General features: G+C 59.9%; 19 protein-coding genes. 3 read left to right on the forward strand and 16 right to left on the reverse strand.

The window, feature by feature from the left end; genetic code table 11:
• Window positions 1-2: 2 nt before the first annotated feature.
• The 5 genes from lhpH to ACTJKE_RS31485 all read right to left on the reverse strand — a co-directional run bounded on the left by lhpH (window position 3) and on the right by ACTJKE_RS31485 (window position 5,940).
• Window positions 3-1,010 carry a trans-3-hydroxy-L-proline dehydratase gene (lhpH, locus tag ACTJKE_RS31465; RefSeq protein WP_440638948.1) on the reverse strand — a complete coding sequence of 336 codons (1,008 nt, stop codon included), beginning with the start codon at window positions 1,008-1,010 and terminating at the stop codon, window positions 3-5.
• 110 nt (window positions 1,011-1,120) lie between these two features.
• A complete protein-coding gene (solA, locus tag ACTJKE_RS31470) occupies window positions 1,121-2,275 on the reverse strand; it encodes an N-methyl-L-tryptophan oxidase (RefSeq protein WP_440638950.1) in 1,155 nt (384 codons plus the stop codon).
• 8 nt (window positions 2,276-2,283) lie between these two features.
• Window positions 2,284-2,709 carry a GNAT family N-acetyltransferase gene (locus ACTJKE_RS31475; RefSeq protein WP_440638952.1) on the reverse strand — a complete coding sequence of 142 codons (426 nt, stop codon included), beginning with the start codon at window positions 2,707-2,709 and terminating at the stop codon, window positions 2,284-2,286.
• Window positions 2,710-2,720: 11 nt separating this feature from the next.
• Entirely contained in the window at window positions 2,721-3,764 is a 1,044-nt protein-coding gene (locus ACTJKE_RS31480; RefSeq protein ID WP_440638954.1) for an Ldh family oxidoreductase, read from the reverse strand.
• Window positions 3,757-5,940 (reverse strand): N,N-dimethylformamidase beta subunit family domain-containing protein, encoded by a 2,184-nt coding sequence (locus tag ACTJKE_RS31485; protein ID WP_440638956.1) that lies wholly within the window; start codon window positions 5,938-5,940, stop codon window positions 3,757-3,759. The genes ACTJKE_RS31480 and ACTJKE_RS31485 overlap by 8 nt, the downstream gene beginning before the upstream one ends.
• A 138-nt stretch (window positions 5,941-6,078) precedes the next feature.
• Here ACTJKE_RS31485 and ACTJKE_RS31490 point away from each other — a divergent pair, with 138 nt between their 5' ends.
• A complete protein-coding gene (locus ACTJKE_RS31490) occupies window positions 6,079-6,765 on the forward strand; it encodes a GntR family transcriptional regulator (RefSeq protein ID WP_440638958.1) in 687 nt (228 codons plus the stop codon).
• 51 nt (window positions 6,766-6,816) lie between these two features.
• On the opposite strand, the gene ACTJKE_RS31495 is transcribed toward ACTJKE_RS31490, so the two are convergent.
• From ACTJKE_RS31495 to ACTJKE_RS31545, 11 genes are all read right to left on the reverse strand, one after another.
• Entirely contained in the window at window positions 6,817-7,110 is a 294-nt protein-coding gene (locus ACTJKE_RS31495) for a type II toxin-antitoxin system RelE/ParE family toxin (protein ID WP_440638959.1), read from the reverse strand.
• Window positions 7,107-7,415 carry a type II toxin-antitoxin system RelB/DinJ family antitoxin gene (locus tag ACTJKE_RS31500; protein WP_440638961.1) on the reverse strand — a complete coding sequence of 103 codons (309 nt, stop codon included), beginning with the start codon at window positions 7,413-7,415 and terminating at the stop codon, window positions 7,107-7,109. Before ACTJKE_RS31500 ends, ACTJKE_RS31495 begins: the two co-directional genes overlap by 4 nt.
• A gap of 806 nt (window positions 7,416-8,221) precedes the next feature.
• On the reverse strand, window positions 8,222-9,661 hold the full coding sequence (locus ACTJKE_RS31505) for an aspartate ammonia-lyase (protein ID WP_058328996.1): 1,440 nt from the start codon (window positions 9,659-9,661) through the stop codon (window positions 8,222-8,224).
• A 753-nt stretch (window positions 9,662-10,414) separates the two neighbouring features.
• Complete coding sequence (locus ACTJKE_RS31510) at window positions 10,415-11,419, reverse strand: glycoside hydrolase family 3 N-terminal domain-containing protein (RefSeq protein WP_058328997.1); 1,005 nt, start codon at window positions 11,417-11,419, stop codon at window positions 10,415-10,417.
• Between the two features lie 20 nt (window positions 11,420-11,439).
• Window positions 11,440-12,222, reverse strand: coding sequence for a DeoR/GlpR family DNA-binding transcription regulator (locus ACTJKE_RS31515; protein ID WP_058328998.1), 783 nt, complete (start codon window positions 12,220-12,222; stop codon window positions 11,440-11,442).
• Window positions 12,219-12,848, reverse strand: a complete 630-nt coding sequence (locus tag ACTJKE_RS31520; protein ID WP_058328999.1) for an HAD family hydrolase — start codon at window positions 12,846-12,848, stop codon at window positions 12,219-12,221. Before ACTJKE_RS31520 ends, ACTJKE_RS31515 begins: the two co-directional genes overlap by 4 nt.
• 176 nt (window positions 12,849-13,024) lie before the next feature.
• Window positions 13,025-14,545, reverse strand: a complete 1,521-nt coding sequence (locus ACTJKE_RS31525) for an efflux transporter outer membrane subunit (RefSeq protein ID WP_058329000.1) — start codon at window positions 14,543-14,545, stop codon at window positions 13,025-13,027.
• Between the two features lie 487 nt (window positions 14,546-15,032).
• Complete coding sequence (locus ACTJKE_RS31530; RefSeq protein ID WP_440693451.1) at window positions 15,033-15,392, reverse strand: hypothetical protein; 360 nt, start codon at window positions 15,390-15,392, stop codon at window positions 15,033-15,035.
• Between the two features lie 19 nt (window positions 15,393-15,411).
• Window positions 15,412-16,335, reverse strand: a complete 924-nt coding sequence (locus tag ACTJKE_RS31535; protein ID WP_440693453.1) for a DUF3313 domain-containing protein — start codon at window positions 16,333-16,335, stop codon at window positions 15,412-15,414.
• Between the two features lie 127 nt (window positions 16,336-16,462).
• On the reverse strand, window positions 16,463-17,767 hold the full coding sequence (locus ACTJKE_RS31540) for a HAMP domain-containing sensor histidine kinase (protein WP_058329002.1): 1,305 nt from the start codon (window positions 17,765-17,767) through the stop codon (window positions 16,463-16,465).
• 3 nt (window positions 17,768-17,770) lie between these two features.
• Entirely contained in the window at window positions 17,771-18,457 is a 687-nt protein-coding gene (locus ACTJKE_RS31545) for a response regulator (protein WP_058329003.1), read from the reverse strand.
• 158 nt (window positions 18,458-18,615) lie between these two features.
• Between ACTJKE_RS31545 and ACTJKE_RS31550 the strand changes: the two genes are divergently transcribed.
• Together ACTJKE_RS31550 and ACTJKE_RS31555 are read left to right on the forward strand one after the other, a co-directional pair.
• On the forward strand, window positions 18,616-19,716 hold the full coding sequence (locus tag ACTJKE_RS31550) for an efflux RND transporter periplasmic adaptor subunit (protein ID WP_058329017.1): 1,101 nt from the start codon (window positions 18,616-18,618) through the stop codon (window positions 19,714-19,716).
• Window positions 19,716-22,868 carry an efflux RND transporter permease subunit gene (locus tag ACTJKE_RS31555; protein WP_440638966.1) on the forward strand — a complete coding sequence of 1,051 codons (3,153 nt, stop codon included), beginning with the start codon at window positions 19,716-19,718 and terminating at the stop codon, window positions 22,866-22,868. The genes ACTJKE_RS31550 and ACTJKE_RS31555 overlap by 1 nt, the downstream gene beginning before the upstream one ends.
• The last annotated feature ends 47 nt before the right edge of the window (window positions 22,869-22,915 follow it).

Raw genomic sequence — 22,915 nt, forward strand, 5'->3', positions numbered from 1 at the left:
GGTCAGGCCACCAGAAAGCCGAACTTCAGCGGGTCGGCTTCGTCGATCACCCAGTTGGCGAACCCGCAGATATGCGCGTTCCCCTCCACTTCCGGGATGATCGCGTCGAAGTCTCCGACCTTCGCTTCAGAAAGCACGCGCCCTCTAAAGATCGTGCCGATGATCGATTCATTGACCAGGGTGTCCGAGGTGCTCATCTCGCCGCGTAGGTAGAGCTGCGCCACACGGCCGGCCGTACCGGATCCGGTCGGCGAACGATCGACAGCGCGATCGGCATAAACACAGCAGTTCGCCTGCGTGGACCCCTCGTGACGCGGATCGCCATAGACCATGACGCCGTAGACATTGTTGAACTCGGGGATTTCGGGATGCACGAACGGCATCTTGGCGTTTACCGCGGCCTTGATCTCGTATCCGAGCTGCATGACGCGCTGCGCACCGTGCTCGCGGATCTCCACACCGTGCTTGCGGCCATCGACGTAGAAATAGGTCGCACCGCCGTAGGCGACATCGCCGGTCACTTCACCGAAGGTCGGCGTTTCAACCGTTACGTCGCGACTGAAGATGAACGACGGCACATTGACGAAACGAACCGCGCCCGTGCGTTCGCCATCCCATTGGACATAGGCTTCAATGAAACCGCAGGGCGCGTCGATGCCGATCTTGGTCTCCGGCGCCTTCCGCTCGATCCAGCCAAGCTCGACTGCGGCGGTTGCCAGGGCAATGACGCCGTGGCCGCAATGAGGGCTGTAGCCGATGTTGTTGAGGAAGATCACACCGAAATCAGCCTCGGGACTGACCGGCTCGGTCAGATAGCCCCCGTAGAGGTCCTTGTGGCCGCGGGGCTCCAGCAGCACGGCGCGGCGATAGTGATCCGCATTCCGCTCGAGCCAGGTGATGCGCTCGACGATGGTCTTTCCCGGTATCTTGGGCAGTCCTTGGGTGACCAGGCGAAAGGTCTCGCCGCAGGTGTGCAGCTCGACTGTGGTCAGGAACCGATCGTACTTCATGTTTCTCCCTCATGCAGACGGCAAATGCCGTTCCATTACTATTTTCAGATATCGTATACGATCTACGATATGAGCCAAGCCGCTTTTTTGCCGATGTACGCGTTGGTTGATTACTGGGTCAGCGCGTTGGCGGCGAACCGGGTCAGGCTGAAGGCAGACAGGTCGATGACCGGACGATCCATGAACAGCCCCGCCACCGCCTCGCCAATCCCTAGGGCATGCTTGAAACCATGGCCCGAACACGCGGATACCAGGAACAAGCCGGGGATTTGCGGATGCCAGTCGAGCAGAAATCCGTGATCCGGCGTCGACGTGTAGAAGCAGGTCTCCGAGCCATACAGTTGCGCGGAGACGCCTCCGAAAAACGGCTGGACGTGACGGCGGTGAAATTCGTCGGCAGACAGGCCACCGGGCCCATCAGCCTCCGTATCGGCCACGAAGAACTTCACCGCCTCTTCCGTTCCTTCGAGCGGGAAGACCGTTGCGCATTCGCCGCCAACGCTCTCGCGAAACCACATCAGGGTTGGAAAATTGCCGCGTCGGTAGGCAGTCGTGTCGGACGCTTTGAAGCTGAAGGTCCTTTGCCGTGTCACGGACAAGAGATTATCGACCTGACCACCGAGAAGGCTGCCCAGCCATCTGCCGGCAGCGACGGCGACCTTTCGCGCGCGAATGCGCACGCCGCCGGTCTCCACCTCCACGCCGCCCTCGACCGGAGAGATCCGGTTGACCGCGGCATTCTCGAAGATCTTGGCGCCCGCTTCTCTCGCAAGCGCGATCTGCAAGCTCAGCACGGGCTCTGGGCGGATGAAGCCGGCGGCCGGTTCAAAATACCCCGCATCGTTCTTGGCCAGGCCGACAAGTTGCGGATAGACCTGCTTCAAATCCGTGGAGGACAAGAGCCGATGCTCGATGCCGTTGGCTTTGGCGATCTCGACGGTATCGCGCAAAAAACCGGCAGCGTCCGACCCGACGATCAATGTACCGGTACGCCCGACAAGATCGACCCCGTCCTGCCGCTCAAGATCGCTCAAGAGCACATTCGACCGGCGGACGAAGTGAAGGTAGGCGGGCCCTTCGGCGACAGCCTCTCTCGTCACTCTGTAGCCGCCATGGCTCGCACCAAAGGTATGTGGGGGGCTATACTGGTCAATGCCGACGACTTTCGCCCCGGATCGGGCGAGGAAGTAGAGCGTCGACGTCCCCATCGCCCCAAGGCCAATCACGACATAGTCGACATCAAGGACAGTCCGGTCGGTGCTCATGGCACGGCTCAGGACGACTGGCGCATGAAGTAGAGGCCAGGCAGATGGCTCGTGAAACCCCATTTTTCGTAGAAGGGTACCATCTCCTCGAGGCAGTAGAGTTCGCGATGCCTGACGCCGGCAAGAACGGGATCTGTCATCACCGTGTCCATCAAGAGCCGGCCAAGCCCGGTGTTCCGCCACGTGTCCTTGACGATGATGTCGAAGATCATCGCCTTGTAGACGCCATCGGTCATCGCGCGGGCAAATGCGACGAGTTCATCGTTCAACGGATCGACGAACGCGAAAACCGGCCCGGCGTGCCGCATCAGCCGTTCGACATCTGCCTTTTGCCGTCCCTTGGTCCACCACTCCTGTTGAAAGAGGTCGACCAGCTGGTCCACCTGCCTCGCCGTCAGCTCTCGCCGCAATTCCAGTCTGTTCTTATCGAGCATCGTCTGCACCTTCACGTTAGAGTATTCTGGTCGCCCGCCATCAGTCGCAGCCGCCGAAGATCATTCGCCTTGACCGGAATGCCCGAGCGCCCGGATGCGGCGCGGTTCGCAAATCGGCGCGCGCCCGGCAGGCGGTCCTGGCCAGCGTCGAATAACTGGCGGCAGAGGAGCGCCATGCGGGATGTGAAATTTGCGGAGCCACCCCAGTTCGGGTCGATGACGATCAGGAGCTGACCCGCCTTCGGTGTCTGCGCGCCCGGAAACCCGGTGAAATCGTTCTCGAACGAAAACTGTCCACCCGTGACGGCGCCGGCGAGGATTTCGACGAACAGAGCGATCGACGAGCCCTTGTAGCCACCGAAGGTGTTCAAGGCGCCACCTGCCAGGATCGCATGGGGATCGGTCGTGGGCCTCCCGTCACGGTCAACGCCCGTGCCGCTTGGCACCGCCTTGCCGGCCAGCGCATGCAGGCGGACTTCACCGTTCGCCATCACGCTCGTCGCCTGGTCAACGACCAGAGGCTCGGAACCTTCAACGGGAACAGCGAAAGCGATGGGATTGGTTCCGTAGACGGCCTGCCTGCCGCCGTGCGGAACGACGTTTGCAAGTCCGTTCACCATCGTCATGGCGAGATAGCCGTCAACGGCGAAGGGCTCGACGTCCGGCCACAACGCGCTGAAATGATGTGAATTGCGAATGGCCGCGCTTGCGATGCCGGTTTCGCGAACGGTACGCCGGATCAGTGGATCGGCAGACGCGAGTGCCCTCTGCGCAAAGCCGTTCCTCGCATCGATCCGAATGAACGACGGTCCAAAACGCTCGACGTCTGGAAGCGCCTGCCCGCTCACCCACCCGGATCCAAGCGAATCCACATAGCCGGGCATTCGGAATATGCCATGGCTGAGCGCGCCATCCCGCTCGCAACCGGCACAGTTTTCGGCGAGAATCTCGGCGGTTTCGTCGGACGTTCGGTTGTTGACAAAGATCGCGCGCAGAAGCGACTTCAGGTCTTCGAAGGTGATGCGGACGTCCTGGCGATCATCGGTCTCAGTCATCGAGGAAACTCCTCAGGCAATTCTCAAGAAGCCGCGAGACATTGTTGTCGTAGTTGTTGTGCGAAAGGCTCCCGCAAAACGTGATCGAGCCGACGGCAAAGAGGCCGCCGGCCGTCTCAGACCGGCCGTAGACGATGTTGGCGCTGATCCCGCCCTGGTCACGCGGGAGCCCATCGAACACTCCGGGAAGCAGAAGCTCTTCGAAGGTCGTGTGGAATGACGGGCCGTGCCCTTCAGAGAAAGCGACAACCGTAGCGAAATCGGGCGTGCCAAGATCTGTCGCCGCCTGGTCGATCTCGAAACCGGCAGCACCTCCACCTGACAATCCGAAGTCTCCGATGCGCTCGTCGGGCGAAATGCCCTTAAACAGAAACGCAAGGTCGTCACGGTATGAGGCGGGGGTTCGGAGATAGTAGGAGCCTTCGAACGCGCCCTCGGCCGTGAAGCCGACGCCGGCGACCTTCTGCGGAGGAATGCCATTGCGGCGCCACAGGCCGCCATACTCCCCGTCGAGCTGGTGATAGTATTCTCCAGGCGCACTCGCCCACACCCGCATGCCGCCTTCGGCCCGTCGCACTTCGATCAGGTGGGGCATGTCGTCGTTTCGACCGATCTTCCAGTAGAAGCCGTTGCCGCCGAGATACATGAGGTTGCCGCCGGCTTCCCGATAGGCGATCAGCGCCTCGATCGTGCGTCGCGTTTGGTACTCGGGATGCGTTCCCGTCAGCACCACGTCATAGGGCGACAACGCGGCTAGGCCATCCCGATCGAGATCCTCGTCAGTGATGACATCGAAGGCGAACCCCTTCTCCTCAAGCCAGTCGGTCAGATGCGAATCTGCCGGGAAATGGCGCAGGCCCGACCCCTTCGCATCAAAGTAGATCAGATTTTGCGGGCGCATCGTCAGAATGGGCCGAAGGCGCGACGAAAGCGTGATGCCGGTTCCATCAGGATGCCGACTGTAGGTCGAGTACCCGTAGGCCCCGACCTCGTCCGGATTGTGCGGATAGGCGTTCCACGCTGTCACGCGTTCCGAAAGTTCGCCGGCAAAGTTGCCGCGGGCGAAGTTGGCGTAGGCCATGTAGGTGAAGGTCGGGGCGAGGAAGACAATCCTTTGCCGTGGTGTTCCCTCCCCCGGGGTCACGTAAAACGGGATTGTATCCGTGCCGACGCCGTTGTCGATTTCCAGCCCATAGACCCCGGAGCGCATGTGAGCGGGCACTTGAATCTGAATCATGGTCTGCCAGCCGCAATCACTGAGATCGTCGGAATGAAAGGCGATGGCCGCATACTCCTCCGGAACCTGTTTCCAATCCATGTTGCGGCCGGACCAGGCCGACGACCGGACGGCGCGGTTCGGCATGTTGATGAGTGACAGCTCTCGCCCCGCAGCTTGTTCGTCCGGCACAAAGGTCTGACGGGCGTCACCGCCGAAGTTCCAGCTGCTAAGAACATCCCAGGCCGCACCCTGCCCGGTTCCTTGCATGCCTTCGGCCAAGAGGCTGATCGATGGATTTTCGATCAAACCGTTGAAGGTATAATGAGGTTGCCCGTGCCACAGAGCGGCGAGGCAGATATGGTCGGCGCCGGCGAGCACCGCACAGGTCACGTCCGCGATCGTTGCATACGCAGCCTCCGCGGCCGCTTTCCTCAGGACCGGCGACACGGCGACCGAAACGCCCTTCTCGTCGAAGACAACTTCGAGGCTGGACCAGCGCCCCGTTGGCAAGTCCACATCCATCAGATGCTCAAGGTCCTGATCCAGGCGCCGAAGGAAGACTCCGCCGTCACGTATGGCCACCGTCACCCCGGCCGTGCCATCGGCATTCTGCAAAGCAAAAAGGGTCTGAAGGGTACTGGACTGCAGGGTCGGCATCACCTTCAGGGCTACTTTGACGCCCTCATGATCGCCCGATAGCGCAACGGCACCAAACCCGCACGATCCGAGAAACGCTGGCTGTGCGGTACAGGCGTACTCTTTCGCGAGACCAAAGTCGGCGGCCTCTGCCTTGATGCCCGGCCCTTTCGGGTTCGGATCACAGCACATCAGGCGAAATGCGCGTGCAGAGACTGGGCGATCTCCTTGAGACGAGATCTTGAACTCCAACGTCCCACCTGGCGCCGCACTGAGCGGTGTCACATACCCAATCAGGTCAGGAATTTTTTGTCCGCTCATCGCTCGCAATCCGGCTTGTCTTTATTATATTGAATATCGTATACGATTACGAGTCAAGACATTGAGTGCGCGATCGTATATATCCTACGTTATTCGATGTGTTTGACGCGTCGGCGACGGCCGATCATGGAGTGAACATTGCCGCTCAAAGCCCTGAACCTGCCATCGCTCGGCAATACGCCACCGACTTCGGACATCATCGCGAAGTATATTCGCGAAGCGATCGTCGCCGGCATGCTCGATGAAGACGAGCCTATCCGGCAGGATGACATCGCCAAGCTCTTCGACGTCAGCAAGATACCGGTTCGCGAAGCGCTAAAGCGCCTCGAAGCCGAGGGGCTTGTCGAGTTTCACCGAAACCGCGGCGCTGTGGTCACCAGCATCACCGAACCCGAGATCGCAGAGATCTTCGAAGTCCGGGCCATGCTGGAAGCCAACGCCCTGAAGCTGTCGATGCCGCGAATGACCGAGCGCACCTTTCGAAGAGCAGAAGAATATTGCGATGAGTTTGCGCGCGAAACCGACGTCGCGCGCTGGGCGGAGTTGAACTGGCAATTCCACTCATGCCTCTACGAGGATGCAGACAAGCCATTCCTGATGAACCTGATCCGGTCTGTGAACGACCGCATTGAACGCTACCTGCGCATTCAATTGACCCTGTCGGGCGGCACGGGGGTCGATGACCGGGAGCATCGCGAGATCCTCGCCGCCTGCCGGAAAAGAGACGTGGAGCTGGCTTCGGAACTGTTGGTTACGCACATCACCAAGGCATGCGCATCGCTTTTGAGCAACTTGCCAAAAGTCCGAGATCGCAAGGCTGGCTGACCGCCTTGAAAAGAATCGAACCGCCGACTGCCAAAAGAAGTGGCTTTGTAATCACTCGTCACCGAACTCAAACGGCCATATCTGAGCACCGTGCAAGATGCGCAGAATGCGAACACGGTCCGGTGTCACCATGTAGGCGGCAATATACGGTGTCCGCGGAACTACCAATTCCCGCGTTCCCTCGACCCGACCGGGACGGCCGCTTTCGGGAAAGTCGAGGAGACGCTGAACTGCACGCGCAATCTCCTCGTCGACGTGCACCGCCGCTCTCGGATTTTCACTTTCAATGTAGCTGAAGATAGCGTCGCGATCGTCAAGCGCATACTGCGCCCAGACAAGCCTCATCGGTCGCCGGCCCCTGCCTTACGCAGAGCCGACGCCCGGCGCTCGCGAAAGCGAGCCTCAGCATCAGCGTCCTCGTAATCAGGTCGCGTGTCCTCAAGTGCCTGCAACACCTTGGCGCGGAACCAGGCATCATGGGCGTCACTACTACCGACCATCTCCAGCGGAAGTGAGCCTTCGTTCGCCGTTCGCGTTAGAAGGATACGAACGGCATCCGAGACCGTCAGCCCCATGTTCTGCAGGACAGCCGTGGCGCGGTCCTTAATGTCGGCATCAATCCGCGTCTGGACCAGTGCATTTGCAACCATTATAAATCTCCTTCATGGGACGAATGTAGTGCAATTGCATGACATAATCCAGTATCGTGCGCATAGTAACTTCGGAGCCTCGGCGTTCCGCGTTCCTGACGATACATTATGCGATCCCAAAAGCACAAAACTAGAACATATGTGTACAGAGGTCGTAACGTCTCGCGACGACATGATCGCTGTCACCGATCTCTGGCTCGCCCGAGGAAATGAGGGACTTCTGCGCTTCAAGGGAAGGCGGCCAGCTGTGTTGTTTGGTCGCAACTAAAATCAACGCAAGCCGCCGTTGGGTCTATCTTGACCCCACGCAACACCGATTCCGATCTGCAGGTCGAAACCGCGCACGTGCCGCCGTCGCCCACCATTAGCGTGCGTCAACTTGCGTCACTTAGATGAAGAGTGAGAAGGGGACAACAAAAGCAGTTTCAATGACACTCAAATCTACAGAGGAACCTGGAGGAAAAAGTGGTGTTTATCCGATATGCCAAAACCGCCAATCTTCATCTCGCCGTTGCTGCGGTCCTGATCGGCCTTCTCTTCCTTTCGTCAGGCCCTATCTGGTCGTTCTTGGAAAAAGCTGGCGAAGCTCGCGAGGGCGCTGCGTTAGTTCAACGCGACTCGTTGGTGGCCCTAGTTTCTGCGTTCTAGGCAGGCGGGCCAGCTCGAATACTCAAAGCGCGTTAAAAGAGCTTGCCCGTCCCGCGACGTGCTTGAACCAGTGCGCTTCCCGGCTCTGCGCAGTGCAAGCCTGCGAAGGCGAGCTCCACGCTTACCATTCCTGACCTGCGTGGGTCGCCCTTCGCACGTTAGCAGTTCGGTGTCCGAAGTCTCGACGGCTTCGTGAGATGGAGAGGATTTAGCAGGTCGTTCTTGACGCTCGCCGGCAGCGCCAGCGTCGTCTCAAGTACCTCGCTTATAGTACGGCCGGTTTCCAGAACCTCCTTCGCGATTTGCGCGGATCGCTCATACCCGAGAAGTGATACAAGTGCAGTCGCCAGTGCAGTGCCAGCTTCAAGGTTCTGCCGGCAACGCTCGATGTTGGCGGTGATGCCGACAATGCATTTGGCGGTGAGCGTCTCGCTCGCATTCGTCAACAGCTTCATCGACTGCAACAGGTTGAAAACAATCACCGGCTCCATCGCGTTCAATTGCAACTGTCCGGCTTCAGCTGCCAACGTTACAACAAGGTCTGCTCCGATGACCTGGAATGCAACCTGGTTCACAACCTCCGGAATGACAGGGTTCACTTTTCCGGGCATGATTGACGAGCCTGGTTGCATCGGAGGGAGATTAATCTCGCCAAAGCCGCCGCGCGGGCCGCTGGAAAGCAGCCGTAGATCGTTCGAGATCTTGGACAGTTTTACCGCTGTCCTTTTCAAGGTTCCGGAAAAGTGCACGAAGGCGCCGGTATCCCAACAGGCCTCGACAAGGTCCGATGCCGGTCGTAGCTCGATCCCGGTAATCCTACAGAGCTCTTGTGTTGCGATCGTCGTGTAGGCGGGATCAGCCGTGATACCTGTTCCAATCGCGGTACCACCAAGATTTATCTCTTCAAGGAGTCGAGCCGCCTCCTCTAGTCGGAGGACATCCTCTCGCAGGGTCACGGCAAAGGCCATGAACTCCTGTCCGAGCGTCATCGGGACAGCGTCCTGGAGTTGGGTTCTTCCAAGTTTGACGATGTCTCCGAATTCTCCAGCCTTTGCTTCGAATGCGGAGGCCAGTCGTTCAATCGCGGTCGATAGCTCCCGGTAGCTGAAGAGCAACGCCAATCTTATTGCCGTTGGATAGACGTCATTTGTCGATTGCGCGAGATTCACATCATTGTTGGGATGAATGACGTCGAAGCGCCCCCGAGGGAGGCCAAGATGCTCGAGTGCCCGATTTGCAATAACCTCGTTAACGTTCATGTTTGTTGAGGTTCCGGCACCACCCTGGAAGACGTCGACCGCAAACTGGTCCAGCAACTGGCCATTTGCCACATCGTCGCAGGCCATCGCTATCGCCCGCTTCTTCTCGGACGTAAGGTCGCCGATTTGGTGATTGGCGAGAGCTGCCGCCTTTTTCGTCAATGCAAGAGCCCGGATGAACAGCGGGTAGTGACTGATCGGGATCCCGGAGATTTGAAAATTCCCGATCGCGCGGGCGGTTTGCGCGCCATAGTAGGCGTCCGCCGGTACTTCGACTTCGCCAAGTGAATCTCGTTCGCTGCGCATCGTGCAAGTGGAGGGGGACTGAGTATCTGGCATGCGAATCCTTCTATGCGCGTTGCGCTTTGCGGGCGCGGCTGAGGTGCCACCGTGACGGAACGTAAGCCGCGTGCCCCGTGGCGTGCGTCGTCACTGCGACGGCGGAGAGCTGTGGTGAACGCGCACCATATCGGATCGCAACAGCCACGGAAATTGACCGGCTTGTCGTCGAGAACGATCTGGATCCCGACCGGGCGGAAGCACTTGCCAATGCTAGTTTCGTGTCGAAGTAAGTGAGTTCGGCGAGCCACGCACCTGCGCGGGCGGTTTCATAGTTCGGGGTGAATTCTTGCACGACAAGCGCGAAAACTGGCGATGGATTCCGGCTTTCGGGAGAAAGGCGGGTGCCGACGCGCGAGATGAGGTGAGTGAGAGGCGAGCGCACCCACTCCAAACCGGGTGGAGCGCCGGTGTGTTTGTCGACTGCTCGCGATCCGGCGTCGTCAGCCAATGAAGGAGCGGCAGAGCGACACCGGATGCTAGGCTTGCCTTTAGGCGTTCCCATCCGACCCCCGGTGTATCGATCAATGAACCGCAGGGTATCCGTTGGGATTAGGACTTTCGATTTCGCTACGTCAAAACAGGTGATGCAAGATGACGCGAATTGCGCGTCGTGTGCATTCTTGCCGCGTCGCGATCACAGCATATGTTTCGGAGCGCTGTATCCCGCTCCTTTCTCGGGCCTTCGTCTTGATCCAACCCGTAGAACCGGAGGTTAGGCGCTTGTGGAGAGCACCCGTATTCCGATGGGAGTTAGGTCAACGCAGCATGCCGTCTCACCCTGCTCGCGGCGTCCGACAAACGTTCGGCCAAGACCTCGCCGGTCCGTGCGGCGGCCGCGATGCCTTCAGACAAATCGCAGAGGTGCGGCCCACCGCCAACGAGCAGTAGATCCGCCCCAGCATTGATCGATGCGACCGCGGTCTGCAAAAGCGACCTACCTCGCATGGTGGCGGGCGCATCGAGATCATCACTAACGACCAGACCTTGGAACCCGAATTGCTGCCGTAACCAACCAACGACGGCAGGCGACGTGCTCGCGGCATTTTCCGCATCGATCGCGGCAACTGGTGCGGGCCCAGTCATAATCGCTCTGGTTCCTGCCTCGATGGCTGCCCTAAACGGCAGCGCATTCTGCAGTATGCGTTCAAGTGTCGTGTGTAACGAAACATCAACGAGGGCCGGGTCACCGGTCAGGTGATCGAATCCTGGAAAGTGCTTGGTAACGGCAGAAACCCCGGCCTTCTGAACGCCCGTGACGAATGCCTTGACAAGCTTCGCTACGGTCGCGGCGTCGGTCCCCATCTGCCGATTGCACAGCCAGGGATTTTGCGCGCCCGCGACATCGGCAATCGGTGCGAGGAACATGGTCACACCAAGCTCGCGTGCGCCACTGGCTGTTCGGAAACAGCAGTCAGCCACGGCTTGATCAGTGAGCGAACTGGCCTCACGCAATGTGGGCAGAGGCGGAACCAGACCCTGCAGCCTTTGGATTCCACCCATTTCCTGGTCCACGGCGACGATGAGGTCTGGGCACTTCGCCAGCAGCCTCTCTATCGCTCCGCGGAAGAGGCTTGCCGTTTCGGTTGAGAGCCTCGTCTCGGACATGGTCCGCGCCACATATTCTTCGCGCGTCTCCCCGATCAGGACCGCGTATCCTCCCTGCTCGAGAAACGGCTCCATGACGTCCGCGAAATCGAGAGTGTCAAATGCAGGCAACAACACCGCCCTGGCGTCCTGATCCGGCGAATAGCTCATAATATCCCTCTTTGAATGTGTCAGACCGTCTCGACATCCACGCCCATCTCGCGAATGCGCGTTAGCATCGAACTGTCTTGGCTTGTGGTGAAGAGCTGGGATACGGCGGCGATCGGCGCGACTTCGTGCGTGGCCACCTGTCCGAGCTTGTCAGATGATGCGAGCACCAAGGTCTTGTTCGACGCCCTGATCATTGCCCTCTTAAAGAAGGCGTCCTCGAAGTCGTCTGCGCGAAGCATCAGGTCATCGTCGATGCCGCAGGTTCCCAGCACACAGAAGTCGACTCTGAGCTCGCGCACCGCCTCGATTGCGCTGGCTCCTGTGGCGCTACGTGTGAACCTACTTAGCCTTCCCCCAAGCAGGATGACTTCCGCGAGCGGATGATCGAGCCCTGCTCCCGCAACGTCCACCGAACTCGTGATGATGCGTACCGACAGCGCCGCCGGAAATTGACGAATGAATTGAACCACGGTGGTGCTTGAATCAACGAGCAGCGTCGCACCGTTTGGTATAGCCGCGGCAGCGGCTCGGCCAATCAGTAGCTTCTCCTCAGTTCCGAGTGTTTCACGACGATGGAAGTCGAGGGCCGGAGTCACGAGGCGCGACGCCCCTCCGTGGAACCGCTGGACCAGCCCTGCATCGACGAGCTCACGCAGGTCGCGCCGGATTGAATCCTCTGAGACCTCGAATTCCTGAGCCAGCGCGACAGCCGTTACGCGGCCGGAGGCATTGACCTTTTCCAGAATGATGGCCTGACGTTCAACTGGTGAAAGGGCTGCCAGTTCCTCCTTTTCGGGGCTCATCCCGCGATCTCCTCGAGCGGGGCAAGAACACCAAGGGCTGTCAATCTGAGTTCTAACTTGGCAGCAGTCTGAAAATGTTCGGTTTGAAATCCGAGTCTCGACGCCGCAGCAATGTTTGCGGGATTGTCGTCGATGAAAATGCAATCCTCCGCACGCGCGTCTGCACGCTTCAAGAACAGATCGAAGATTGCTGAGTCTGGCTTGACGAGCCGCTCCCGTCCGGAAACCACCAGAACATCGAAATCGTTTAAAAACGGAAACATCGATTGCGTGCGTGTAAAAGTCTCAGCCGACCAATTGGAGATTGCGTGAACAGGCACACCGGCCGATTTCAGTCGCGCCAGAATCTGAGGCGTTCCCTCCACCTCCCCACCTAACATCTCGTGCCAGCGGCTCCAGTACGCCTCTATCAACTCGGCGTGTTCCGGACAGCGAGCGCTGAGTTCGGCAATTCCATCGGCGAAGAGCATACCCGCGTCGAACTGCTCGTTCCAAGCGGATGTGCAGACCTCGGCTAGGAATTTAGAAACGGTCGCATCGTCTGGAAGGAGCTTGCGATAGAGATAGGCAGGGTTCCAATCGATCAACACGCCGCCGATGTCGAAAACCACAGTGGTTGGACTCATTTTTGTAACCTCGCTGCATGAATCTTTGCTCACATATGCACGAGTGTGCGTATTAATGCAATATGGAGCAAACAATGATGCACCATCGTGCATTTCTACCCCGCCGTGGCCAAACAGGGCGCGTCAATCGAGAGAGCCCGGCTAGTCAACCGCGGCCATGTGGAGTCCATGCAAGTCTAGCCGCCTACCTTCGGCCTGGAGTGCGCGAGGCGGGGCCGCGCATCGACATCGACGACGGCGGGCTTTGACACGTCGATGCCGCCGTCCCAGCCGCCGCCGAGTGCCTTGTTAAGGGCGATGAAGTAAGCGGCGATGTCCGCGCGGCTGCGGATCATCGCTTCCTCGGCAGCATAAACGGAGCGTTCTGCATCGAGAACATCGAAGAAATCGGCTGCACCCGCCTCATTCAGCGTACGCGAGAGATCAGTGGCCCGGCGGTACGATGCGGTCGCGGAACCGAGTTTCGCATAGCGCGTCCGCGTCTGGGACAGCGAGACAATCGCGTTCTCGACCTCCTCCATAGCTTTCAGTACAGCGGCTTGGTAGGCGACGTAGGATTGGTCACGCTGGGCCCTTGCGACGTCGACGGCCGCCCTGAGCTGCCCGCCCTGGAAGATCGGCACAACGAGGGTCGGGCCAATACTCCAACCGAGCGTCGATTTCTTGCCCAAGTCGCTCGGACTCAACGCCGAGGATGCGATACTTCCCGTCAAGCTGATCGACGGGTAGCGGTTAGCCTCTGCTTGCCCAATCTTCGCGGTGGATTGCGCGAGGTTCCGCTCTGCTGAGCGTACGTCCGGGCGATTCAGGAGAACATCGGCCGGAATCCCCGTCGCAACGGGCTCCTTCGGCAACGGGACCGGACCACCACCATTCAGCCTCGCCTCCAGCGTTGTAGGTGGCTGACCGAGGAGGACGCTGAGGCGATGTACGGCCTGGGCGTAGGAGATTTGATACGTTGGTATGTCGGCCGCGGTAGAGAGAGCCTGAGCGTTCGCCTTGGCATCGTCAACGCCGGTTGCCTCGCCGGCCCGGAATTGCTCTCGTGTCAGCCTTGCGGTCTGCACCTGGGATTCGGAAGACCGCCGGGCGAGCGCAAGGAGTGCTTGGTATTCCCGTGCCTGAACGTAGTAGGACGCGACATCTCCAACGAGCGTGACCAGCGTGTCGCGCAGGTCTTCCTCGGCAGCCTCCGCGCCATGCCGTGCCGCTTCAAGGGCGCGCCGATTTCCCCCAAAGAGGTCGAGTTCCCAACTCGCATCAAAGCCAGCCTGATATTGGCTGTAGACGGTCGGCTCAGAGCCGACAACCGACGCCCCCGAACGCGTGCGCGTTGCCGACGCGGCCCCCTCGACCGCAGGAAGGAGTGCCCCCTGCTGTTGCCGATAGGTTGCACGCGCCTCACGGATTTTAGCCTTGGCAACAGCGACGTCCAGATTGCCTCCGACGGCCTCGGTGATCAGACTGTCGAGTAGCTGATCGTCGAGTTGTCGCCACCACCTCGATAAATCAGGCTGCTTGGCTGGTTTCTGTGGCTTGCCACTTCCCCACTGAACTGGAACGGCAAGCTGAGGTCGCTCGTAGTCAGGGCCAACCACGCAGCCCGCAATCAGCAAGAGCCCCAAGAAACCGAGCACGGTCTTCAGCGCTTTGTTCCTGAAGGAGAGCAAAATTCGCCTTGCGGGGCGGTTTCTCATGTCGTCGTTTCTCAGTTGGCCATGAACGGGTTTGGGTGCAGGCGTCCTGCCGGAGCGCGGGTCACGACCCCCTCCGCCTCCACGGCGAGGGAGTACCGTGAAAGCTTGTGGGGTCCGACGGCTTCGCCTCATCGCCTCTCACCGCTCCGTTTTCAGGGGAAGGAGCAATGCCCTCGAGGGCCATCCTGAGGCTGGTACCTACCGTTGTCGGCTGAGTAGCGATGGCCATACGCGCACCGGTCGAGATCGTATCGTTGGACATAGTCCGGCGGTGGCGGCGGCACTAAAAGTGGTGGAGGAGCGGGAGGCCCGGGAATAGGGAGCAACACAGGCGGCGGGAGCAGAACGGGAGGCGGGACCTGGGCCACCGCACCCGACTGGCTTGCCAGCGTAACTGACAGCGACATCAAGATCGTTGTGCACTTCATCGAGATCACCATAGATTTTCTCGGAATTCATGGGACGCAATGCTTTTGGTCCCATGCCGCTAGCGGCTAAACCTCAGATCAGGCTTGTTGCCGTCCCAACCCTGCAGGCCGCCGGAGACCTTGCTAAACCGCAGACACCGCTTCCCCATCCTGCCGTCGATGCAGAGGGTCTCGCCGCTGACAACCCAGGTGATAGAAAGCGTAAAGGGCAGAGGTCCGCGGATGCTTCCTGTACCATCAGTCTTGAGGGTGACTTTAAGTGCCTTGCCATCCGGTGTAAGCGCCGACCACGGCTGGCCATCGGCTAACACGGCCGCGACTTCTTGGGACTGCAGGAACGTCGGGGCGCTTGCAGCAAAAGTGACGTCAGCGGCAAGAATTGCGGCGCACATGGCTGCGAGCCTGAGATTCGTCTTCATGCGATATCCTTTCAGGGTTCTATTGGTTGGTTTGAGATGGAGCTGCCAGCATGCCGTTGGGAACAGCGACCGCAGCGGACGCGCCGATCGCATGTGCTGCCTGGACGGGTTCGGCACCCTTGTCGGTCCAGGCTGGCGGTAGACCGAGTTGGCCGGCAACAGCCCCTTTCAGACCGGAGGCGGATCCGAATGCCTTGCAGGCCTCGTATTTGGGATCACCGCCGAGGGACGCCTTCATCTTCTGCAATGACAGCCCGGTCGTTGATCCATGAAACGGGTCACGGCCAGCGACGAGCATGCGGGCGAAATCGTTGCCGAACGCGGACGCGAGGGAATAGGCATCCCCAATCATAGATATCCGCGCCCTTGTCGTAAGCATGTTCGCACCGCGCGCCCAGACCATGGCGGCCGCCTGCGACCCGTCCTGGCCAACCGCTTCGGCCTCTACCGAAAGACCGCCGAGCCCAATCGGAAGCCTCGGAACTGGAACGGCGAACACCGCACCGACACCGAGGGACGCAACCGTCGAGGTCGCCGCAGCCGCCCGGTTCGTCTTGACGATATCTGTGACCGTCGCGCGGACGATCAGGTCTGCCGGCTGGTTCGCCGCCACGACCTTGAACCGTTCGCTGAGACCGGTGCAGAGGGCTCGGTCGATATTGTTGGTGACAAGCGCGAGGTCTTCGGGTCCGATGGCTCCGGCGCTGCGTACTTGCGCCGCCGTCGGCACGATCCGCACCGTCTGCGCAGCAAGTAGCGGCGATGCATCGACGCGGAGATTCGCCTTCGTCAGAGCGCCGCCTGACTTTGTCATCCCCGCGTAGGATCCAAGCGTCGCTCCTGCTTGCAATGGCACGTTTGCACAGGAGGAAACTGACGACAGAAGTATCACGCAGAGCACTGCGCGCGGAGGTATTTCGGGTATCTGGAGGCCGAACGTCATTTGCCAAATCTCTGAGTCGTGATCGTGGCTCAGGTTTTAGCGCTGCCAGCGTTAATGGCCGTAAAGGCAGTGTAAAGTTGGGTAAAATCTAAAAGGCACCATCTGCGGCTCGCCGGGTCCCCCCAGCTCAATTGGTATGGATCGGGCTTTGATCGCCCGACGGACCTTGAGGGGTCGGCCTGCGGGGGAGTTCGAGGGTGATGGCCAGACCACCTGTCTCCGGCAGCGAGGCGTAGACTCGCCCGCCGTGCCGCTCCACTGCCTGCCGTGCGATCGCGAGGCCAAGACCATATCCCCCTCTCGGCCCGGCATCGTTCCCGCGGGAGAATGGCTGAAAAATGCGCTCGAGTTCGTCTCGTATGACGCCCGGCCCCTGATCCACCACGCGGATCTTGAGAATGTCGGCGGTCGTCGCGCATGAAACCGATATCCGCGACTGGTCAGCGGTGTACTTGACGGCATTGCGGACGATGTTTTCCATCGCTCTGTATATCAGTTCGCCTTCGACCTCGGCAGGGAAGACGCCATCAACGCTCTTGGTGATCGAAATGTTTCGCGCCTGTGCCTCGAATGCTGCGTCGCTCAGGATTTCGTTGAGGAGGTCAATGACATCCAAGGTCTGCGTTTTCAGAGGGGCGGTAGATTTGGCTGTCAGGCGCGCTAGCGTCAGGACCTCGCCGACGAGCGCATCGAGCCGCTCGACCTCCCGGTCCATTCGATCCAGCATCACATTGAGCTTTGCCGGGCTTTGTCGAAGAACACCAACGACGGCCTGCAATCGGGACAACGGCGAGCGCAACTCATGGGACACATCGTGAAAGAGCCTCTGCTGTGCATCCTGAAGCTCCTGCAGCCGGGCTGCAGTGGAGTCGAAATCATGCGCAAGCGCGGTGACCTCGTCCCTGCGCCCAGCCATCTCGTTCCCGATACGGACCTCGAAACGGCCATGCGCGAGGGCGCTCAGGCCATCGCGCAGGTGAACGACAGGGCGAATAAGATATCTGGCGAGCGCAGCGGCTGAAATCGTGCTGGAGATGAATATCGCGATCCACGGCATTGACAGTGCAAGATAGTCAAAGACGACGTTTGCGTGAGCGGCAACAGAAATGTGGTAGCAACGTCCGTCCTTCAGGACGGATCTCGTGTCTGCCGTGGTCTCGTCCGAACATGCACCGGTGTCCATGCTCTTCAAGAGCGTGAGGCCGACCGGCACGGTGTCCTCGCTTGTGCGGACGAAGCGCTCGGCGGCATCCTCGCCATCTCTTGTCAGCACGCTCGCCGTAAGGTTCAGGATGACGGTTCGCTCCTGGTGTTCCTGTTCCCCCGCGGGAGGCGGGATCTGAAAGAGGTAGACCGTTAGGATGATGACCGCGACAGTTGTCGCGAGCGTTAGCCAAATGGTCGCGAAAAACTTCCAAAAAAGCCGGGGCATGGATCAGTCCAGAAGCAGTTGATAGCCTTGACCACGGACCGACTGTATCCAGGGCTGTCCGTCGTCTCTAAGTCCAAGCTTCTGGCGAACGCTGCTGATATGCACGTCGATCCGACGATCGAACGGGGTCAGCGGCTTTCCAAAGGCCCGCCTCGAGATGTCCTGCTTCGACACAAGCTGGCCAGCGTTGCGGGCGAGAACCTCGAGCAGGCTGAACTCCGTTCCGGTGAGATCCAAAGGCTTCCCGCGCCACTCGGCGGTTCTGCTGCTTGGATGCATCGCGAGATGTCCCGCTCTGAGCGTGTCGGTAGATGCGTTGACCGAAGGCTGGCTTGCTCGGCGCAGGATTGCCCGCAACCTCGCCGCGAGTTCTCCCGGCGAACAGGGCTTAGGCACATAGTCGTCCGCTCCGAGGTTCAGCCCGGATATCCGATCGACGTCGTCGCCCCTGGCAGTGAGCATGAGGACGGGAACCTGACTCAGCTTTCTTATCCTCTGCAGCACCTCGATCCCGTTCATCCGCGGCATCATGATATCCAGAACGATTATGTCCACCGCGTTGCCAGCAGCAGCCGCAATAGCTGCGCGGCCGTCCGTGTCCGTTGCAACATCATACCCCTCTTCCGTCAGGTACTCCTGCAGAAGTGTCGTCAGCTCGATGTCGTCGTCGATGAGGAGAACCTTGTTCATTTACCTTTGCCCGTCATTCAGCCCGGTCACTCATATCGCACAAATGCAGGTCTGAGGCCGAATTTTACTTAGCTTAACACTAACTTGACCGCACTTTACGTTCGTCCCGCTACTCGTGGCGCGGTGGCATCGGTTGCAGAGTTGAAATGGCTCTCCGGATGCGGCAAACCACGAGGAAAGCATCGTTGAGAAAGCCGATTGTCTCTGTCTCCGCCATTTTTGGCTTGGCGCTCCTGTTGCCGTTCAGCAGCAGTGCAGGGGCGGATCAGCCCGCCGCCCCCACCCTCACCGTTTCTTTGGTGATTCCCAAACAGCGAGAATGGCCAGAGACAATTCCTGCAAGCGGCTGGCTGAAGCCTTGGCAAGAAGCAATCATAGCCTCCGAGACGGGCGGCCTTCGCATAACCGAAGTTCTGGTCGACGTCGGCTCCGTTGTGACAAAGGGGCAGACCCTTGTCCGCCTTTCACAGGACACCGTCCGGGCAGATATTCGCAAGCAGGAGGCCGCAGTCGAAACCGCCAAGGCGACTTTGGCGAAAGCCAGGGCGAATGCGGATCGCGCCAGGCAGTTACGCCCTTCCGGGGCGCTTTCTGACGAAAAGATCGCCGAGCGGCTGACCGACGAGCAAACTGCAATTGCAGGCCTTGAATCAGAAAAGGCGGCCCTCGAAAGCCAGAAGATCAAGCTCGATCAGACGACCATCACGGCCGTCGACGACGGACTTGTCACTTCGCGCACCGCCGATCTCGGTGCGGTCGTGTCGACCGGCACGGAGCTATTCCGACTGGTCCGCCAACAGCGGGTGGAGTGGCAGGCCGAAGTGTCGGCGGACTACCTTGCAAGCATCACAGAGGGACAGTCCGTTGAGATCCGCGGGCCTGGTGGACGGCGCATTCAAGGCAAGGTGAGGCTCGTTGGCCCCTTGGTCAGCACCGGCACCGGTCGCGTGATCGTCTACGTCGCTTTTCCCGCCGACCTCGAGTCGCGCGTTGGACTCTATGTGACTGGTAGCATCGAGCTCCAGCTCACACCGGCCCTCACGGTACCCGAGACGGCAATCGTTTTCCGTGACGGGATAACTTACGTGTTTGCAGCGGACAAGGACAACCGCGTGCGAAGGGTGCGTGTCGAAACGGGGCGGCGCAGGAACGACGAAGTCGAAATCGTTTCCGGCATGGAGCAGTCAGCGAAAGTCGTGGCGGCAGGCGGGGCGTTTCTCTCGGATAACGCCCTTGTGACCATCGCAGGAGAACGCTGATGAACTTCTCCTCATGGTCCATTCACAACCCTGTTCCGGCGATATTGTTGTTCGCGATGCTTACCGTCGGCGGACTGCTGGGATTCAAGGATCTACCGGTCCAGAACTTCCCCGACATGGACCTTCCGACGATCAGTATCGTCGCCTCGCTAGACGGTGCAGCGCCGACGCAACTCGAGACGGAAGTTGCCCGCGTAATCGAGGATAATCTCTCTTCCCTGAGCCGCCTCGACCACATCACGACGACGGTCACCGACGGCACAGTCTCGATTCGGGTTTCCTTCAAATTGGAGAAGAACAGTGAAGAGGCGCTGAACGAGGTTCGCAATGCCGTGGACAGTGCCAAGGCTGACCTGCCCGCCCAGATGGAGACGCCGAGCGTGACCAAGGTCACCGTGCAGAGCGCGGCCTTGGTGACATACGCGATCCGCTCTGCAGATCTTAACGAGACGGAGCTATCCTGGTTTGTCGACAACGACATGACGAAGGCGCTCCTGTCCGTGCCGGGGGTAGGACAGGTCAGCCGTGTTGGCGGGATCGACCGCGAGGTTCATGTCGATCTCGCTCCTACGACCATGGCATCGCTCGGGGTCACCGCGGCCACCGTATCAGCGCAGTTGAAGTCGGTCCAAACGGACACCTCGGGAGGTCTCGGAGAGATCGGCGGCACCCGTCAGACGCTGCGGACACTGGGTGCCGTGCCTTCTGTCGACGACCTGAAAGAACTTCGAATTCCCCTCGCCAACGGGCAACAAGTTCGCCTGGACGAGGTCGCATCTGTCGCAGACAGCTTTGCGGACCGATCATCCGCAGCCTACCTCGACGGCCAACCCGTGATTGCGGTCGAGATCAAACGCTCGAACGGGTTCTCCGATACAGGGGTTGCCGCTGACGTCGAAGCGGCGATGCGGAAGTTTGCAGCAACGCACTCCAACGTACGGATTGACGAGGCCTATAGCACAGTCGGCCCCATCCTCGACAACTACAGCGGCTCGATGCACATGCTGTTCGAGGGGGCAATCCTTGCGGTCGTCGTCGTCTGGCTCTTCCTTCGCGATTGGCGCGCCACGATCTTGTCGGCCGTGGCGCTCCCGTTGTCTGTCATTCCAACGTTTCTCGCGATGTATCTGGCCGGCTTCAGCCTCAACATCGTGACGTTGCTGGCTCTGTCGCTCGTGGTCGGTATTCTCGTTGACGACGCTATCGTTGAGGTCGAAAACATCGCCCGTCACCTCAAGATGGGCAAGAGCCCACTCGATGCCGCGCTCGAGGCCGCCAACGAGATCGGGCTAGCTGTGATCGCGACCACCTTTACGCTCGTCGCCGTCTTTCTGCCAACCGCCTTCATGAGCGGCATTCCAGGACTTCTTTTTCGACAATTCGGGGTTACCGCGGCAGTGGCCGTGCTCGCATCGCTCGTCGTCGCCCGGCTACTGACACCGATGATGGCCGCGTATTTCATGAAGGCCCATCCGACTGAAGAGAAGGATGGCCGCATCATGCGCGTCTACATGGCCATCGCGAAGGCGGCGCTAAGACACAGGAAGATCTCGATGTGCTTGACGGCAGCCGTCGTTGCGCTGTCACTTTCTGCCATTCCATTCCTGAAGTCGGGCTTCCTGCCCGCCGCCGATGAAGCTCGGACACAAGTCACGCTCACTCTGCAGCCCGGCGCAACCATCGAGCAGACAGAAGCCACAACCCGCAAGGCGGCTGACATCGTCGGCAAGATCGATGAAGTGACGCATGTCTTTGCGTCGGTCGGCTCGGCGGCCTCCGGGGGCGGTCCTGATGCTACAACGACGAGCAGTGTCGGCACCGCCACGCTTGTTGTCACGTTGACGCCGATCGAGGAGCGGAGCCGGAAGCAGTCGGAAGTCGAAAAGGATATCCGCCAATCTCTCTCGGTCCTCCCCGGCATCCGTGTCGAAACCGGTGGCGGAGCATCCGGAACCAAGCTCGACATCACGCTAGCCAGTGACGATTCCACCGTACTTGATGGTGTAGGCACGGTGGTGGAGGAACAGCTACGGACGCTGAACGGCATCGGGGCGGTGACGTCGTCTGCGTCGAGGCAGGCTCCAGAAGTTCAGATTGTGCCCGATTTCGCACGGGCAGCGGCCCTGGGAGTGACATCGAGCTCCATCGCCGAGGCCGTGCGCGTGGCCACAAGCGGCGACTATTCTTCAGCCTTGCCAAAGCTCAATCTGCCGCAGCGGCAGGTCCCCATAGTCGTCCGGTTCGCCCCCGCGGCACGCACCACTCTCGACGACATCAAGAATATCAGGGTGGTCGGAACGAGTGGTAGCGTCGATCTCGGATCGATCGCTGACATCCGTATCGGCGGCAGCCCTTCGCAGATCGACCGCATTGATCGAATGCGCAACGTCACTCTTTCGGTCGAGCTGAACGGCCGCATCCTGGGAGATGTCAATCGCGAGGCGATGGGGCTTCCCGCCCTCCAGAACCTGCCAGCGGGTGTGGCCCTGGTGCAGCAGGGCGAACTCCAACGCAGTTCAGAGATGATGCAGAGTTTCGCCCTGGCAATGGCGATCGGTGTGTTCTGCATCTACGCGGTACTCGTTCTGCTCTTCCATGACTTCCTGCAGCCGTTCACCATCTTGATGGCCCTTCCGCTCTCGATCGGTGGCGCACTGCTTCCATTGGTGGCAACCGGAACGAGCTTCTCCATGTCGGTCGTCATCGGCTTGCTCATGCTGATGGGCGTGGTGACTAAGAACTCGATCCTCCTCGTCGAGTACGCAATCATGTCGCGCCGTCAGGGCATGTCCAGGTTCGATGCTCTCATAGACGCCTGCCACAAGCGCGCGCGTCCCATCGTCATGACCACCATCGCCATGGCGTCGGGCATGCTTCCTGTCGCACTCAGTTTGACGGGTGGCGATTCAAGTTTCCGGCAACCGATGGCAATTGTGGTGATTGGTGGTGTGATAGCATCGACGCTGCTTAGCCTCATTGTCATTCCGATAATCTTCACGCTCATCGACGACGGAGTCGAGGTAGTCAAACGCCTTGTACGATTGACAAAGCCTGTAAACGATCTCCCTGCGCCGGAAGCCGACCCACCCAACGTTCGCGAGCCTATCGCCTTCGAGCGCGGCGCAACGAACCGAGGTTATGCCCAAAGATGATTACGGCTCGGCAAGAAATTCTCCGTGGTCGAGGTGACTTCGGCTTA

Origin of the sequence: Ensifer sp. 22521 (assembly GCF_052044795.1) — a bacterium.
Lineage (GTDB): Bacteria > Pseudomonadota > Alphaproteobacteria > Rhizobiales > Rhizobiaceae > Ensifer.